Origin of the sequence: Paenibacillus sp. MBLB1832 (assembly GCF_032271945.1) — a bacterium.
GTDB classification, from domain to species: domain Bacteria; phylum Bacillota; class Bacilli; order Paenibacillales; family NBRC-103111; genus Paenibacillus_E; species Paenibacillus_E roseopurpureus.
This window is the reverse complement of record NZ_CP130319.1, coordinates 3599025-3614805: the sequence shown is the minus strand read 5'-3', so window position 1 is coordinate 3614805 and position 15781 is coordinate 3599025. Positions and strand designations below refer to the sequence as shown.

At 45.8% G+C, this 15781-nt stretch carries 14 protein-coding genes; 11 read left to right on the top strand and 3 right to left on the bottom strand.

Features of this window, described 5'->3' with window-relative positions; genetic code table 11:
- Positions 1-8: 8 nt before the first annotated feature.
- Both MJB10_RS16355 and MJB10_RS16350 read left to right on the top strand, forming a co-directional pair.
- Positions 9-782, top strand: a complete 774-nt coding sequence (locus tag MJB10_RS16355; protein ID WP_314796334.1) for an SDR family NAD(P)-dependent oxidoreductase — start codon at positions 9-11, stop codon at positions 780-782.
- 68 nt (positions 783-850) lie between these two features.
- The gene (locus tag MJB10_RS16350) at positions 851-1240 is read left to right on the top strand and encodes a response regulator (RefSeq protein WP_314796332.1); all 390 of its coding nucleotides are present in this window, start codon (positions 851-853) and stop codon (positions 1238-1240) included.
- Here the strand turns inward: MJB10_RS16350 and MJB10_RS16345 are convergent.
- Positions 1212-2102 (bottom strand): AraC family transcriptional regulator, encoded by an 891-nt coding sequence (locus MJB10_RS16345; protein ID WP_314796330.1) that lies wholly within the window; start codon positions 2100-2102, stop codon positions 1212-1214. The genes MJB10_RS16350 and MJB10_RS16345 overlap by 29 nt on opposite strands.
- A gap of 118 nt (positions 2103-2220) precedes the next feature.
- Between MJB10_RS16345 and MJB10_RS16340 the strand changes: the two genes are divergently transcribed.
- Together MJB10_RS16340 and MJB10_RS16335 are read left to right on the top strand one after the other, a co-directional pair.
- Entirely contained in the window at positions 2221-5550 is a 3330-nt protein-coding gene (locus tag MJB10_RS16340; RefSeq protein ID WP_314796328.1) for a DUF5107 domain-containing protein, read from the top strand.
- Entirely contained in the window at positions 5547-6500 is a 954-nt protein-coding gene (locus tag MJB10_RS16335) for a hypothetical protein (RefSeq protein ID WP_314796326.1), read from the top strand. The genes MJB10_RS16340 and MJB10_RS16335 overlap by 4 nt, the downstream gene beginning before the upstream one ends.
- Before the next feature lie 33 nt (positions 6501-6533).
- On the opposite strand, the gene MJB10_RS16330 is transcribed toward MJB10_RS16335, so the two are convergent.
- Positions 6534-7718, bottom strand: a complete 1185-nt coding sequence (locus MJB10_RS16330; protein WP_314796324.1) for a helix-turn-helix domain-containing protein — start codon at positions 7716-7718, stop codon at positions 6534-6536.
- A gap of 236 nt (positions 7719-7954) precedes the next feature.
- Complete coding sequence (locus MJB10_RS16325) at positions 7955-8698, bottom strand: phytanoyl-CoA dioxygenase family protein (RefSeq protein ID WP_314796322.1); 744 nt, start codon at positions 8696-8698, stop codon at positions 7955-7957.
- Positions 8699-8846: 148 nt separating this feature from the next.
- Between MJB10_RS16325 and MJB10_RS16320 the strand changes: the two genes are divergently transcribed.
- From MJB10_RS16320 to MJB10_RS16290, 7 genes are all read left to right on the top strand, one after another.
- Complete coding sequence (locus MJB10_RS16320; protein WP_314796320.1) at positions 8847-9665, top strand: AraC family transcriptional regulator; 819 nt, start codon at positions 8847-8849, stop codon at positions 9663-9665.
- A gap of 363 nt (positions 9666-10028) precedes the next feature.
- Entirely contained in the window at positions 10029-10265 is a 237-nt protein-coding gene (locus MJB10_RS16315) for a hypothetical protein (RefSeq protein WP_314796318.1), read from the top strand.
- 23 nt (positions 10266-10288) lie between these two features.
- Complete coding sequence (locus MJB10_RS16310; protein ID WP_314796316.1) at positions 10289-10618, top strand: spore coat protein; 330 nt, start codon at positions 10289-10291, stop codon at positions 10616-10618.
- Positions 10619-10806: 188 nt separating this feature from the next.
- The gene (locus MJB10_RS16305; RefSeq protein WP_314796315.1) at positions 10807-12843 is read left to right on the top strand and encodes a MerR family transcriptional regulator; all 2037 of its coding nucleotides are present in this window, start codon (positions 10807-10809) and stop codon (positions 12841-12843) included.
- Between the two features lie 200 nt (positions 12844-13043).
- Positions 13044-13493 (top strand): chemotaxis protein CheX, encoded by a 450-nt coding sequence (locus tag MJB10_RS16300; RefSeq protein ID WP_314796313.1) that lies wholly within the window; start codon positions 13044-13046, stop codon positions 13491-13493.
- A gap of 14 nt (positions 13494-13507) precedes the next feature.
- Positions 13508-13864 carry a response regulator gene (locus MJB10_RS16295; RefSeq protein WP_314796311.1) on the top strand — a complete coding sequence of 119 codons (357 nt, stop codon included), beginning with the start codon at positions 13508-13510 and terminating at the stop codon, positions 13862-13864.
- A 329-nt stretch (positions 13865-14193) separates the two neighbouring features.
- The gene (locus MJB10_RS16290) at positions 14194-15765 is read left to right on the top strand and encodes a methyl-accepting chemotaxis protein (RefSeq protein ID WP_314796310.1); all 1572 of its coding nucleotides are present in this window, start codon (positions 14194-14196) and stop codon (positions 15763-15765) included.
- Positions 15766-15781 lie beyond the last annotated feature (16 nt).

Below are 15781 nucleotides of genomic sequence, written 5' to 3'. Positions count from 1 at the left end.
GAGAAGATATGCGATTACAACATAAAGTGACGCTGATCACAGGCGCGGGTTCAGGTATCGGCAAAAGCACAGCCCTATTGTTTGCTAGCGAAGGGGCGACTGTTATTGTTAACGACTTGGATGCGATCAAAGGACAGGAAACGGTCAATGAAATTAAGGAAAAAGGCGGCGAAGCCCTCTTCCTTCAAGCGGATGTCACGAATCCTGAGTCAGTGAAAGCGATGGTGGATGCTGCCATTGCCGAGTACGGTCGGATCGACGTGTTGTTTAACAATGCCGGCATTAGCGGCGTCGGGGCTCTGCACGAAATCGAGCCAGACGCGTGGGACCGCATCATGAGTATTAACGTCAAAGGCGTATACCTGCCTTCGAAATATGCGCTTCCTCACATGATGGAGCGCAAAGCAGGCTCGATCATCAACATGTCGTCCTGCGTTGCCGAGATGGGGCTGGCGCGAAGAGTTTCGTATGCGGCGACGAAAGGCGCAGTGCTTGCTTTGACCAAATCGATGCAGGTTGATTATGCCGCTTACAATATCCGCGTGAATGCGCTGCTGCCAGGGACAATTTTCACCCCATTTGTTGAAAATTATTTGAAAACATCTTATGACGATCCGACTGCGGCGATTGAGTCTTTGAAACAGCGTCAACTCAGCGGTGAGCTTGGGAAACCTGAAGATGTTGCGAATGCAGCGTTATTCCTCGCATCAGACGACTCGAAATTCATGATGGGGTCGCCGCTTTACATTGATGGCGGTGTTGTTTTCGGTAAAAACGCTTAATAAAATAGAGTTCTTAGTGGATGTTTACTTCTGTGAACATTCACTTTTTTTAGAGAGAGGGTTTGTATATGATTAAAGTTATGATCGTTGATGATTCACATGTAATGAGAACCATTTTAAATAAAATCATCGTCGAAAGTGGATTTGAAGTCGTATGTGAAGCTGCAACTGGCTTTGAGGCGATTCAGCTTTATGCTGAATATCATCCTGACATTGTAACAATGGATATTACGATGCCAGATTTGGATGGTGTTCATGCAGTAACGAAAATTATGCAGCGTTTCCCCAATGCAAAAATCATCATGTGCTCTGCGATGGGCCAGAAACCTTTGGTTATAGACGCGGTCCTTGCGGGCGCGAAAGACTTTATCGTAAAACCGTTTGAAGCAGAACGGGTCAAGGAATCTGTTTTAAAGGTTTTAGGTCTCGCTACCCCTTCGGCACATTCCGATAAGTAGTAGGCGATGACCCCGTCATTTTTTTAAACAATCGCGAGAAATAATAAGGATCGCTTATGCCAATGCTCGCGGCGATTTCTTTCATTGACAGACCCGTTAAGCTAAGCATTTGCGCTGCTTTTTGGATTTTAATACGGAGAAAATAGTCAATCGGTGGGAAGCCTGTTTCTTCTTTGAATAACAGGATTAAGTGCTGTTTAGACAATCCAATGTGCTTGGCCAATTCAGGGAGCTTAATGGAACCCTCCAATCGATCATTCATGTATCGGATGGCGAGTTCCAGATATTGCTCTCTTTTTTTGTCTTTGGCCGTTTTACCTGCGCTAATCCCAATGCTGCTAATCAATTGGCGCATCGACTGAGAAACGTGCGTGTGAACGGGTAACGAGTACGTTTTGTCCGAAAGCAGCACATAGCATTGATGAAATACATCCCTGAATTCGGTTTGTGCGCCGATTGGCAGCTGAACAGGCCCTGCATCCATTCCATATAAGTGAAGGAAGGCGGGAACGTGGTCGCCATGTAAGTGAAACCAGTAAATACTCCATGGTGCTTGTGTTGATGCCCCATAGCGATGCGGGGTATTAGCTGGGATGACAGCAAGTTGATCTTGGGTCAGAGTAACCGATTTCTCATGATTTTGCTCTATCCAACCTTCCCCGTCCGAGCAGAAAATAAAGATATGGGCATTGCTGCCCTCCGGTCGTTCCCTATAATGATGGCGCGCCTGGGGGAAATATCCAATGTCACTGACGAATAAATCACGCGTCAATTCCGAGCGGGATAGTTCCGTTTGCATGTAGTCAGGTAGAACGAATAGTCGTTCTTCCGCAAAGCCTTCTTGTTTTCTAGTATGTTCCATGGGAATTAAATCCTCTCATTGAAATAAGAATATAATCCATCATATTAAGTGTTTTGTCAATTGGCGATTGCGTTCAGACGAGGTAAAGTAAAGACAATCAGAGTAAGGAGTGATCACTATGAGTCAGAAAGTTCGTGTGTGGGAAGAAGATACTTCGATCCCAACGTACGGTGTCGGTGAGCCTGATTGCAATCCGATGTTTTTGGAAAAGCGCGTGTATCAAGGAAGTTCAGGTAAAGTATATCCGCATCCGGTTATAGATAAAATTGAAGATGAGAAAAAGCCGCAAAGCTACCGTCTCGTCATTTTGGAAAACGAATATGTGCGCATTGAAATTATGCCAGAGCTTGGCGGGCGCATTTATCGCGCGTTGGACAAAACTAATGATTATGATTTTGTTTATTACAACCGAGTCATTAAACCAGCCTTAGTTGGTCTTGCAGGTCCTTGGATTTCTGGGGGCATCGAGTTCAACTGGCCGCAGCATCACCGTCCGAACACGTACGGTCCTGTTGAATATAAGCTGACTGAACAAGAAGATGGAAGCGCAACCGTGTGGGTTAGTGAAATTGACCGTATGTACGGGACAAAAGTAACGGCAGGCTTCACGCTATATCCAGGCAAGGCATATCTGGAAATTTCCGCACAGCTCTATAATCGGACACCAGAGCCGCAAACGTTCTTATGGTGGGCGAACCCGGCGGTTGCGGTCAATGATCATACGCAATCCGTATTCCCTCCGGACGTGACAGCTGTATTCGACCACGGTAAGCGCGATGTATCTAGATTCCCTATTGCAACAGGCACTTATTATAAAATGGATTATTCCGCAGGCGTCGATATTTCCCGTTACAAAAACATTCCAGTACCTACGTCATACATGGCGTACAAGTCGGATTATAACTTCGTAGGCGGTTATGACCACGGCGTTCAAGCGGGTCTGCTGCACGTTGCGAACCATCACATTTCTCCAGGTAAAAAGCAATGGACATGGGGGAATGGCGAGTTCGGACAAGCATGGGATCGCAACCTGACCGACGAGGACGGACCTTATATCGAGCTGATGACGGGCGTTTACACGGACAATCAGCCAGATTTTACGTGGCTGCAGCCGTATGAGGAAAAATCATTCAAACAGTATTTTATGCCATATAAAAATATCGGTGTTGTGAAGAACGCATCCATTGACGCCGCTGTTAACTTAGAGGTTGACGAGAAAGCGCGCGAAGCGGTTGTGATGGCGTATGCGACGTCCTTATTCCAAGGCGCTGTCGTGGAGCTTAAAGGTAGCAAACGAACGTATTTGAAAGAAGTGACGGATCTTTCGCCGACGAACACGTTCAAAACGGTGATAACGCTTGACGAAAACGATCAGCCGCACGATTTGAAGCTGATTGTACGGGATGCGGCAGGTACTGTGCTTATCGCATATCAGCCTGCAAAGCCGTCCATCGAGCAAGTTCCAGATGCCGCGAAGCCGCTTCAAGCGCCTTCCGAGCTGAAAACAAACGAGCAGCTTTACTTGGCTGGCCTGCATTTGGAGCAGTACCGACATGCCACATTTGAGCCTGCGGATTACTATTTAGAAGGCTTGAAACGCGACCCAAGCGACAGCCGCATCAATGTGGCTTACGGCACACTGTTGCTGCGCCGTGGATTGATCACTGAAGCAGAAGCTCATTTCCGCACAGCTGTAAAATCACTCACTTGGCGCAATCCGAATCCGTATGATAGCGAAGCATATTATCAATTAGGGGTAGCCTTGAGATTGCAAGGACGTTTAGAGGAAGCCTTCGCGGCGCTTTATAAGTCCACTTGGACCGCTTCTTGGCAAGATCCTGCTTACTTCTCACTTGCGCAAATTGCGTGTCACAAAGGCGCGTACTCAGAAGCACTTGAGCTCGTGGAACGTTCGCTTGTTCGTAACTCCCACAATTACAAAGCTCGCCATCTGAAAGCTGCGCTTCTTCGGAAGTTAGGTAACGTCGAAACAGCAATGGCTTATGTGCAGGAAACGCTCGCGCTCGATATTGCGGATTTCGGCGCTGCCAACGAGAACTACTTATTGCTTAGTGTTCAAGGCGAGGTTGAAGCCGCAAGCTTAGCGAAATCGGAGCTTCTGCGCTTCATGCGCGGAGATGCCCATAATTATTTGAATTTGGCGGCGGATTATGCGAATAGCGGTTTGTTTACGGAAGCGATTGACTTGATTGAACGCATTGTGCCGAATCATGAAACAGCGGCTTACCCGATGCTTCATTACACATTAGGTTTCTGCTATGAACAGCTGGGCAATCTCGAACAAGCTCAATTAAATAGAAAAGCGGGTCAAGCGGCTGCGTCAGATTACTGCTTCCCGAATAGCTTGTTCGACTTGCAGGTGTTAACATACACGATTACTGCCGACGCTAGTGATGCCAAAGCGCATTATTATTTAGGGAACTGGTATTATGACAAAAGAAGACACGAAGATGCGATCACGCACTGGGAAGCTTCACGAGTCATTCAGGAAAATTTTGCAACGGTGCATCGCAATCTGTCACTTGCCTACTTTAATAAACGCGGGGATGCGTCAAACGCACTGGCCTCGATGGAGATAGCATTTGCTTGCAATACCGAAGATGCACGCGTACTTTACGAACTGGATCAATTGTACAAAAAACTTGGTTACGATGCAGATTTCCGATGCGCTAATCTAGAGAAGCACCAAGCACTGTTGAATAAACGTGATGATCTCTATGTGGAATACATCACATTGCTGAACACAAAAGGGCTGCATGACCAGGCCGTTCAAGCCATGAAAGCTCGGAAGTTCCACCCTTGGGAGGGGGGAGAAGGTAAAGTGACCGGTCAGCATGTATTTGCCCATGTTGAATTGGCTAAGAAAGCTTTGACGGAACAACGCTATGAGCAGGCCGTTGGCTACTTGCAAGAAGCACTGGTCTACCCGGATAATCTTGGAGAAGGCAAGTTATCGGGAGCACAAGAAAACAACATTTTTTACTATCTCGGACTTGCCCATCAAGGATTAAATGAGATGGAGCAAGCGAAGGAATGTTGGATGATCGCTTCTCAAGGATTGGAAGAACCAGCAAGCGCCATGTACTACAACGATCAGCCGCCAGATATGATTTTCTATCAAGGTATGGCTTGGCTGGCACTAGGCAATGACAATGAAGCTAAGCGCCGCTTTAATAAGCTGATTGATTATGCGGAGAAGCATCTGTTCGATGATGTGAAATTTGATTATTTCGCTGTTTCGCTTCCTGACTTCCTCGTGTTTGAAGATAATTTGAACGTGCGAAATGAAGTGCATTGCCGATACATGATGGGACTTGGTCATCTTGGTTTAGGAAGTGTCAAACTTGCGAAAGAGCAATTTGAGCAAGCGCTTCGTATGGAAGCCAACCATACGGGTGCGCGCATTCATCTTGCAATATGCAAATGAAACAAGAAACGATGGTGCAAATAACGACTGGTGATTACAAGGGTTTGTTTTCGATTACGCTCGAAAGCGCAGATATCCGCCTGGAAATGGTGCCAGAGCACGGCGGAAAACTGGTTTCAATTCTCTATAAACCAAAAGGCAAAGAATGGATGCTGGACTCGGGGAGCCGCGCTTTTCGGCAACCCGTTTATGGCTCTACCTTCACAGATTGGGACATGAGCGGCTGGGACGAGTGCTTCCCAACGATCAATGCGTGTCCCGCTGGCGGGAAGTCGAGTAGGATGCTGCCTGATCATGGTGAGCTCTGGGCGCTGCCGTGGGAATATGAGATTGAGGAGGATGCGGTCACCTGCATGTTCCGAAGTCCTAATCTGCCTTACCGATTCACAAGACGAATTTCATTCCCATCGGCTGATCGTGTGCGATTTAATTACAGTGCCGAGAATACCAGTAAAGAAGAACTGCCGTTTCTGTGGGTACCGCATCCACAATTCGCGATCACAGAACCAACTCAGATTCTCCTTCCAGAAGCTATGGAGGACCTGCTGTGCGTATATGGAGGTCATACACTTCAAGCTGGTGAATCATATCCCTGGCGTAACCATGCACAGCTTTCACCGATCGTTACAGGCGATGCAAGAAAGTTTTACTTTCAAGGACGGGTAACGGATACTTGGTCAGGACTATCTGGAGAGGAAAGCGGCAACTATTTGCTCTTCTCAGTCCCGACAGACAAGGTGCCTTACCTCGGAGTTTGGATGGACGAAGGCATGTTCAATGATCGAGTGACCTGCGCGTTGGAGCCGAGTATTGGCTATTTCGATTCGTTGGAAACCGCGATTGCCAATGGAACAGCACAAGTGATTCCAGCTGGTGGCTCGTTCGAGTGGCATTTGGAGTTTGTTACAGGTGCAGGGGATTGGCGAGAAGCCGTTCAGGAACTTAAATGAGAAAGCGGGGCTTAGCGCCCCCGCTTTTTTATTTTAGCTGAGGGGATCAGCGACATTCATCCGCTGTTTATTTCGATATTCGGAGGGCGTGATACCCGTTATCTTCTTAAATACCTTTGAGAAATGGTTCTGGTAGTCAAAGCCGACGGCGACGGCAATTTCATTGATCGACTTTTGAGAAGCTGTCAGAAGTCGTTTACTCTCAGTTATACGAATCTCATTTAAATTATCGCTAAAGGACTGTCCTGTTTCGAGATTAATTTTATTCGATATATAAGAAGGATGCTTGCCGAATTTATCTGCCACTTCGTTCAACGTTATTTTTTCAAAAAAGTGTACATGCATGTATTGGATGATCTCTCTCACCAAGGATGAATATTGCGGATTGGCAAACTGTTTGATGGCCGCAGTGAATTTTAGAATCATCTCTTTCATGAGCAGTACAATCTCTGCTCTTGTACCAAGGTTCTCTGCTCGTACGACAAATTTGTAAGCCATTGTTCTTGCATATTCATTTTCTACGCCGCTTTGCACGGCAATTTGGCAAACGATCGCGCATGTGGAAATGAAGTGATTTTTGGCAGAACGAAGTATGTCCCCGCTTGCAAGCTCGAATCGGTTGAAGCCCTCTTGGAAGCTGGACAAGGCGTCCAAATGGCTTTGAACGATGGAGACGTCCCCGGTCTGCATTTTTTCTTTTATTCGATCGTATTCTTCAAGCGTTATGTGCAAGGGTTCTTGTTCGTAATAGAGATTGACAAGTGAAACCTCAGGACTGATGTGAAGAGAAGGCGTATGCGAGATGTTGTATGTAAGGGAACGAGGTATTTCACTTTCTTCTTTTACGAAAAGCCAATAAAATAAACGGCCTAGATATTCAAGTTCTTTTCTATTCTTGGAAAGGATCCGCTTATCGTAATTGCTTTCAGTAGACGTAAGTCCAATGGGTCCTAGTAAGAGGGTAAGCTTCTCAGTCTCCATACCAATCGAAAGGGCATGATACAAACAGGAGTCTGGCGTCCAAAATGTAAAGAACGGATGATTAACGCGGGCCATTTCCCCCATCATCTCTTTTAATAGTGATGGTGCATTGGCGTACAATTGTTGCCTCTCTGGGTGGATACAGGCAAACAGAAGCTTTCCATCGTGATCTGCTCCAAGGATATCAATCCCATGCAAATAATGAAAGCATCTTGCTTTCTCCTCAACGTCCCTCATGTTAACCCTCCACGACCTTAACTTTATATCTACAATATTAACAATCGTTCAATGGATAAATCAATTTTCCAAAAACATGTATAGTTTAATTTGAATTCTGGAAAATTAAGGAAATTATTGTTTTCGGGGGGAGAATCTGTCTGTTGAATGCGAAGACAAGAAGGGCGCAAGCTCCATGGAGGAGTTTGCGCCCTATTTCGTTTGCAACGGATGCTTCAATCAGCCTTACGCCATCTCTAGTACAACGGATACTTCGTACGCAGATCTTCACGGAACAGGATGTTGGAATCCTCCCGAATGTAGTGACACACGTAGGAGCGACGCCAGCGATCCTTGCTGCGGTTTTTCGTTGAGGAGTGAATGAGCAACTCACTGAAAAATAAGATGTCGCCTTTTTCCATGATAACAGGAATTTGTTTGCTTGTATCAATACCCTCAGTTTCTTCAGTCCAACTCTCGTGTTCTTCGAGATTTTTGACAGCACCATGCGGTAGCAGCCCTAATTTGTGCGTGCCTGGCATAACCCATAGGCAGCCGTTCTCAACGTCGACCACTTCTTCCATCGCTGTCCATGCGGCAATCATCGTCATAGGGTCATTCTTGATGTAATAGTAGTCCTGGTGTGACGCTTGACCTGGCGATCCGGGTTCTTTATAGAAGTACATGCTTTGCACACATACCGCTTCTTTGCCCATAAGCTGGGCCAACGCACCGCGAACGATTTTGTTCTTCATTAATTGGCGTGAAAAGCTGTCATGCTTATGCGGATTGAAGAGACGGCGAGAGAACTTTTGGCTTTCTTCGCAAGCTGCCCAATCTGGCACGTTGTCTTGATGGCGGATATCATAAATGTGTCCGTTAAACGCATCTATGATATCGTCGCTCATTCCTTTTTTGAATAGAAAGTAGCCATTTTCTTTGAAAAATTCGATTTGCTCATGCGTCAGTGGCGTTAATGGCGGTGTAAACGTCGTGTTCATAATGTACACTCCTTAGGATTCGTGATGTTTCTTCTCCTTAATCATACGTTTACCAGGGTGGGGGCGACAATAGATGTGATTTGCGTAAATGTGTCTGTAATTGATATTCAGTGGGATACGTGTATACTGTATGTAAAGGGGGAAAGGGATGATAGAATCGGGTAGAACGACCATGGATATAGGGGCGATAGAATCTGTTACTGCAGGATCCATTGTGTATCCACCAGGAGGTCGATTTGGTCCGCGTATTCAGCGGGATATTCAGCTAGTCATGCTCTATTCAGGTCAGATGGATGTTACCATCGGTGATCGAACGATTCATGTTAAACCTGGACATCTCATTATGTTAATGCCTGGGCACGAGGAGTATTTTACTTTTTCGAAAACGGAGGATTCTTGGCATCGATGGATTGCTGTTCACGTACCTGGTTTGGAGGGAGAAGTCCTTGAACAGCTTTCCGCTATGCCAGAGTGTCTTCCATTGTCGGAGAACATGAATCGACTGTTGGATTTGATGCTGAGGATTCAGCAGGATACATCGAGCTCGGACCCGTTGATGATCAGTTTAGGACTTGCCGCTTTGCAGCTGTATCCGACAGAATCCAAACTGACGATTCTGCAACAAGAGAAGCATCCGGCAGTTTATGCGGCAATTGCTTGGATAACTGTGCATTACGCGGAAGATATTACACTGACGGAATGGGCGGAAGTTGTGGGCGTTTCAGCGGAGCACCTTGTTCGCTTGTTCAGACAACATGAACATACCACGCCAATTCAGTACTTATGGCATTATCGCGTGAAACAGGCCGTCGGGCTGCTGACGAATACGGGGCTTAGCATTACCGAGATCGCGCAACGCTGCGGATTCAAGACGTCTCATCACTTCGCACGTTTAGTCAAAAAGACGACGGGACATACGGCGTCGGAGCTTAGGCAGCTGTCGTGGAGCGGGCTTAGGGACAGATGATACGGGGGCATCCGTATAGCCTAGTACAGTCACGCAACCAGTCACCATGTTGCAGAAACTGCAACATGGTGAGCCGGCTCAGGCCATCTCCGTCTCCTACGTTGTACTCCGTACAACAAAACTAAAAAGGCGAAAACGGGGCTCAACTCCCTCTTTTAGGCCGAAAATGTTGTACGACATACAACCACTGAGCGCAATCTGGAACTTTTTACTATTTAAAGTTGCATGCAATACAACATACTAGCGCGACAGATGACAGGATGCACTAGCATCCTTTTTTCACATGGATAATTTCGCGCAAGATGGCAAATAGTACATGAAGTGAGACCCAATATAAGGAACCGAAAGAGAGGAGGGACAACGATGAATCAAATGATGCAACAAAGTCAAAGCCAAACGCAAACGACGACAGATCGTAATGTGATTACGGAGAAGGAACTCTCCTATGTGAAGGACTTTATGTCCTGGGAGCTGCTCGCGATGAAGAAGTGCAAGGACACTGCAAATCACTGCACAGATCCACAAATTAAAGCACTAATTAACCAAACGGGGCAAAAGCACCTCGATCACTACAACACGCTGTTATCAATGCTGCAGTAGCATAATCCTAAGGAGGTAGAGGTATGAGTCTTGAGTTGGCAATGCCCCAGACCGGGGAGCTTCCCCAGGTGAAAGGGCCGGAGCTGAACGATCGTGATTATATCAATGACATTTTAACGAATGAGAAGTATTTGTCTTCAGGTTACAACATCGGTTTGATTGAAATGCAGAACCCAAAGCTGCACGAAACGGTGCAGAGTATCTTGAGCGATACGCATAATACGCAATTCCAGCTGTTTGACCTCATGTTTCAGAAGGGCTGGTATAAGATGAAGGTTGCGGATCAGCAAGAAATTCAGCAGGTGAAAACACAATTCACCAACTATCAGACCCAATTCCCGACCTTTCACTAATAAAGAAAGCGGAGCCGCACACCCAGTGTTCTGCCAAATAACAAAGGAGTCTTCCGTTCATTCGGAGGACTCCTTTTTACTTCATTAAGCCGTTATTCTCATTGTCATTTGGACCAAGTGCTGAATAAGATGTTGTAGCGAATGCCTAGGCTAATGGACATAAGTAGAGAGGATGTCGACGGAAGACAATGAAAAGGACATATAAGCTCAACCAGATCGCCAGCAAAATCAGAAAACCACAAGCAACCTTAACGGAGTGGTCTACGCAGTATAGTGATTTTCTTCCAACTGTCACAGTGGGAAGAACGGTGATGTACACAGAAGAAGCCATCGAGATTTTCCGAATTATTGCGAAAATGAGAGAAATGAATAAACCGCTGAAATGGATACGGGAGCATTTACATGACCTATCCCAAGCTCAGAAATTGCAAATTGCCGCGCACACAAATGTAAGCGAAGAAACGGAGGAGGCAACCCAGGAGGTAAATGAAAACGTAGATCTCGCGTCGCCAGTATTCACTAGCCAATCTGACTCCGAATTGCTGCATAAAGACGAACCCGTTCCCCTCCAATTCAACAATGAAACGATTGAACTGCTTCAAATCTTACAAGTGCTCACGCAAAAAATGGAAGCGAACCGCGCCCCACGATTGCCAAAAGACCCGGCGAATGACTTGAATCAGTTGGTTGGTATCGCGTCCCTTTCGAGCAGCAGTCGATTTGCGCCTGTTGTGGATACCACCCCTACACAGATTGCACAGCTAACGACGGACATCACAGAGCTTAGAGATTTGATGCATGTGCTTACAAATAAAATGATCGAAGTTTCCGACAATACGATGCAGAAGGAAACAAAGCAGAATGAAACGATCACAGCCCTGACCGAGACATGCAATGAGCAATTTCAAGGGATATCGGAGGAATTCACCGAGCTGCGCAACGTGATTAAGCTTTTCACGCATCGCGTCGCTGAATTGATCGAGCTCAATGATCGAAGCGAACTAACCGCCTCGATCGAACAACTGCAGGAGCAAATGATGTACGTTGCCACGGATAAGAAAGAGCTCCAAGATGAGCTGCGCAGCATACTACCTCAAGTTGAACAATGGCTGGAGCAAGCGTTGAAAAGGGAAATTTCTACATCAGCCCAACAGTTGGAGTTAAATTTTCAAAATAAGCTTGAAGCTTTTGCACAGCCCATGGACACGAAACTTCATTCGTACGATGCCATCATCGAGGGATTGCGCAATGAGCTGCTCGCTCAAGTTCAAACTGCCAGTGATGAGCTTGAGAATTCCTTCCAAAATAAGCTAATTGAACTATCCGCACCGATCGATGCCCGTTTCGAAGCGTTAGGCGTCACCTTCCACGAATTGAGCAGCGAGCTGTGCAGTGGACTGCGAAATGAACTGCTGCTCCAAACGCAAAAAGTCAGCGAAGACCTGGAGCAATCTTTTCAAACTCAATTAACGGCCACTGCGGAGGCCATTACGGAACCGATGAATGCCTGGTTAGAAACTTTAGGAGCCACCATCGACGAACGAAATAACGAACTGCGTAGTGAGTTGAGCTCCGAACTGCGCAATGAATTCCTGCTCCAAACAGAACCGATCAATGAGCGAGTCCAAACATTAAGCGTCTCCATGAACGAACTCAACAGTGAACTGCGCAATGAGCTGCTCATTCAACTTCAAAATGACAGTAACGAACTTCAGAAATCGTTCCAAACTCAACTAGCGGCCACCGCAGAGGCGATAACAGCACCCATCGATGCGCGATTTGAAACACTAGGCGTAACCATCGAAGAGGTAAACAATGAGCTGTGCAATGAGTTTCGCAATGAACTTCTCATCCAAACGCAAAATGTCAGCAGTGAGCTGGAGCTCTCTTTTCAAACGCAATTAATAGCCGCCGTAGAGGCGATATCCGTACCGATCAATGCCCGATTCGAAGCGATCTGCTCCGAAGTCGATGCTCTGAGAGCTTTAGCACAAACGACAGATCAACTAGGTGTCCGTTGCGATACTGTAGCAAATGAAATCGCCGACTTACGCAAAGATCATAACGCGCTTTCGCAACAGGTAACAGATCAGTTGGAGCAACTTGTCTCCACTCGGATTACTGCCTATGAGGAAACAATTACGCGACGTTGCGACATGTTGACCATGCAAATTGCTTCACAGCAACGATTGCTCGATAAAATCGCGAAGTTTTTGGGTAACTAGTTTGTAAAAATTGAACCTGTCAATGAACTCCCGTTTGAGTCCATTGACAGGTTTTTCATGTTGGATCGTTTCAATGTATGATATATTTTCCTATTTCACACACATATCTAACAGTTTGGTTGGTAGTTCGCTAACATTTATCGGCTAAAGTAGACGTATTGAGGCAAGACGGTTAGACACAATTGAATAGGAGAGAAACCATGGTAGAAAATATGCAAAACCTGTTGCTGGACAGTGTGAGGACTTCAATCGGTAACATCATTCCAAGACCGTTAAGTCAAGCCAAAGTATGTACGGACAATGAACCGCTCATTAAGGATGAGATTGGCGTCGCGATTCAATTTACGAACAGTGATTACTGCATGGTTTTAGATGGACAGCGTGTCGTATTTAGTCGAATTAGTGAAGCGGTTTTCGGCATGTACATGGAAGGCGAGATGCTTGACAGCTGTGTGAGCGAAATTGCGAACATTATTGCAGGCGGAACGACGACGATTCTTGGTGAGCAAGGGATCTCGCTAGATATTACGACCCCATCGCTGTTGGAAGATAATTTTGATTGGAAAGATCAAGGCAATAAGCTGACACTGCCGATCTCCATTGACGCTGTCGGTGAGATTCGGGTGGTTCTAATGGAAGGCAATTCGTAAGAGGAGCGGATAACATGGCTAAAATTTTAATCGTTGATGATGCCGCATTTATGCGCATGATGTTGAAGGATATTTTGACCAAAGGCGGCCATGAAGTGATTGGAGAAGCGGAGAATGGACTTGTCGCTATCCAGAAGTATCAAGAGTTAAAGCCAGATATTGTAACCATGGACATCACGATGCCCGAGATGGAAGGCGTGGAAGCCGTTAGGGAAATTCGGAAGAAGGACGCCAATGCCAGAATCGTCATGTGCTCCGCGATGGGGCAGCAAGGGATGGTCGTCCAGGCGATCCAGGCTGGAGCCAAAGATTTCATCGTAAAGCCATTCCAAGGCGATCGTGTGCTGGACGCAATTCGCAGAGCTGTGTAAGACCTAAGACAAACGCACATCCACTTGCTGAAGATGCAGGAGGGTGTGTTTTTTTTGTAGATGATTGTAGGTAATTAGATCCAATTTAACATTTATCTAACACTTTTCGTGGGTTAAAAGTCATGGGGGCTAGGAAATCGCCTAGGTATATATGGCTTTTTTGCTTTTACTAGGTTAATTGAGAATAAGAATCATTAGATAAGTATGAGGTAAAAACATGAATTGCTAAGATTCGGCGTGTAAGTTTTCCAACATTTGCTCAGTAAGATAAGGGAGACTCAAGCAGGCAGACAGAAACTAATTGACCAATTACTAGGGGGATATTTGTGATGAAAGCAACAATTAAAATGAAGTTATTAGCTGGTTTTATTCTCATCATCGCACTGACGCTCGTCGTTGGTGTAGTAGCTATGTATAGCATGAATGGCATTCAGAAATCAGCTGTCAATGTGCAAGGAAATTGGCTTCCAAGTATTCTTAAAATCGATCAAATCAAAAGCGATTTCAGTGAAGTTAGAGTAGGACTTCACCAAATTATTCTAGAGAATGAACCTGATAAAATCGCATCTGTGCAAACGACAATTGCGAAAAGCAAAGATGACGCGCTGAAAGAATTAAAAACGTATGAGCCTTTTGTCAACTCCCCAGCCGAGAGGAGTATCTATGATGATCTTGTGAAATCCATGACAGCTTACATGAGTCAAACAGAAGCGATTACACAATTGGCAGCGAAAAATGAAGACAAAGCAGCCTACGATGTCATTTCACAAATTCGCACCTATCGCATCCAAACAACAGACCTCTTTGATAAATGGATTGATTACAATACAGTAGGTTCGAAAGCTGAAGTAGACACTGCCGTTTCCAAAAATCATTCGGGTACGATTCTAATTATTGTTTTAACCGTATTATCCATTGCCTCTGGCCTCTTTATTGCCCTGTATTTATCTTCCACAATGTCCAACACTGTAAATTCGCTACTTGCTGTCGTGATAAAGGCTTCTGCAGGTGATCTTCGCGATAAAGCTGTTACGAAATCGAAAGATGAGCTTGGCGCATTAGCAGACGGCTTCAATAGTATGTTGGACAATTTAAGAGCGCTTATTTCACAAACGATCTCCTCTTCTCAAAATGTAGCCGCAGCTGCAGAGGAAATTTCGGCAACGACGGAACAAATCGCTAAAGGCAGCATGCACCAAGCCGAGTCTACACAAACGGTGAATAGTCTATTTAAAGAGCTTTCCATTGCAATCGACTCCGTTGCTCAAAATGCAGAAGCTGTTGCGGACTTGTCTGAAAAAACGAGAAATGGCGCCAAAGAAGGCGGGAACGCGGTTCAAGCTTCCATCACGTCGATGGGAAATGTTTCGAAACAGATGTCTTTGTTAGAGCAGGATGCACACAAAATTGGCCAAATTATCGAAGTGATTGATGATATTGCGGATCAAACGAATCTACTAGCCTTGAATGCCGCGATTGAAGCGGCACGTGCAGGAGAACAAGGCAGAGGCTTTGCGGTTGTAGCGGAAGAGGTTCGTAAACTAGCAGAACGCAGCGGTGAAGCAACGAAACAAATTGCTACGATTATCAAAGGGATGCAAACCAATACAGAGCTTAGTGTCAAAGCGGTTGCTGAAGCGGCTACACTCTCCGAGCACACAGGTGTTCAGTTCGAGAATATAGTTCGCATGGTCGCCAACACAGCCAATCAAGTTTCTGAGATTGCTGCAGCCAGCGAGGAACAATCCGCGCAATCGGAGGAAGTACTTACTTTCATGCAAGGCATCGCAGCGGTGAGTCAAGAATCAGCTGCTGCCGCTGAAGAAACAGCAAGTTCATCCCAATCTTTGGCCTCATTAGCAGATGAATTGAATCAATCGGTTTCGAATTTCAAAGTGTAAAGATGAGGTGCTGAAT

Excerpts from the sequence above, each read along its gene's own strand:
- MJB10_RS16355 (WP_314796334.1), top strand. The coding sequence starts at position 9 with ATGCGATTACAACATAAAGTGACGCTGATCACAGGCGCGGGTTCAGGT.
- MJB10_RS16350 (WP_314796332.1), top strand. The coding sequence starts at position 851 with ATGATTAAAGTTATGATCGTTGATGATTCACATGTAATGAGAACCATT.
- MJB10_RS16345 (WP_314796330.1), bottom strand. The coding sequence starts at position 2,102 with ATGGAACATACTAGAAAACAAGAAGGCTTTGCGGAAGAACGACTATTC.
- MJB10_RS16340 (WP_314796328.1), top strand. The coding sequence starts at position 2,221 with ATGAGTCAGAAAGTTCGTGTGTGGGAAGAAGATACTTCGATCCCAACG.
- MJB10_RS16335 (WP_314796326.1), top strand. The coding sequence starts at position 5,547 with ATGAAACAAGAAACGATGGTGCAAATAACGACTGGTGATTACAAGGGT.
- MJB10_RS16330 (WP_314796324.1), bottom strand. The coding sequence starts at position 7,718 with ATGAGGGACGTTGAGGAGAAAGCAAGATGCTTTCATTATTTGCATGGG.
- MJB10_RS16325 (WP_314796322.1), bottom strand. The coding sequence starts at position 8,698 with ATGAACACGACGTTTACACCGCCATTAACGCCACTGACGCATGAGCAA.
- MJB10_RS16320 (WP_314796320.1), top strand. The coding sequence starts at position 8,847 with ATGATAGAATCGGGTAGAACGACCATGGATATAGGGGCGATAGAATCT.
- MJB10_RS16315 (WP_314796318.1), top strand. The coding sequence starts at position 10,029 with ATGAATCAAATGATGCAACAAAGTCAAAGCCAAACGCAAACGACGACA.
- MJB10_RS16310 (WP_314796316.1), top strand. The coding sequence starts at position 10,289 with ATGAGTCTTGAGTTGGCAATGCCCCAGACCGGGGAGCTTCCCCAGGTG.
- MJB10_RS16305 (WP_314796315.1), top strand. The coding sequence starts at position 10,807 with ATGAAAAGGACATATAAGCTCAACCAGATCGCCAGCAAAATCAGAAAA.
- MJB10_RS16300 (WP_314796313.1), top strand. The coding sequence starts at position 13,044 with ATGGTAGAAAATATGCAAAACCTGTTGCTGGACAGTGTGAGGACTTCA.
- MJB10_RS16295 (WP_314796311.1), top strand. The coding sequence starts at position 13,508 with ATGGCTAAAATTTTAATCGTTGATGATGCCGCATTTATGCGCATGATG.
- MJB10_RS16290 (WP_314796310.1), top strand. The coding sequence starts at position 14,194 with ATGAAAGCAACAATTAAAATGAAGTTATTAGCTGGTTTTATTCTCATC.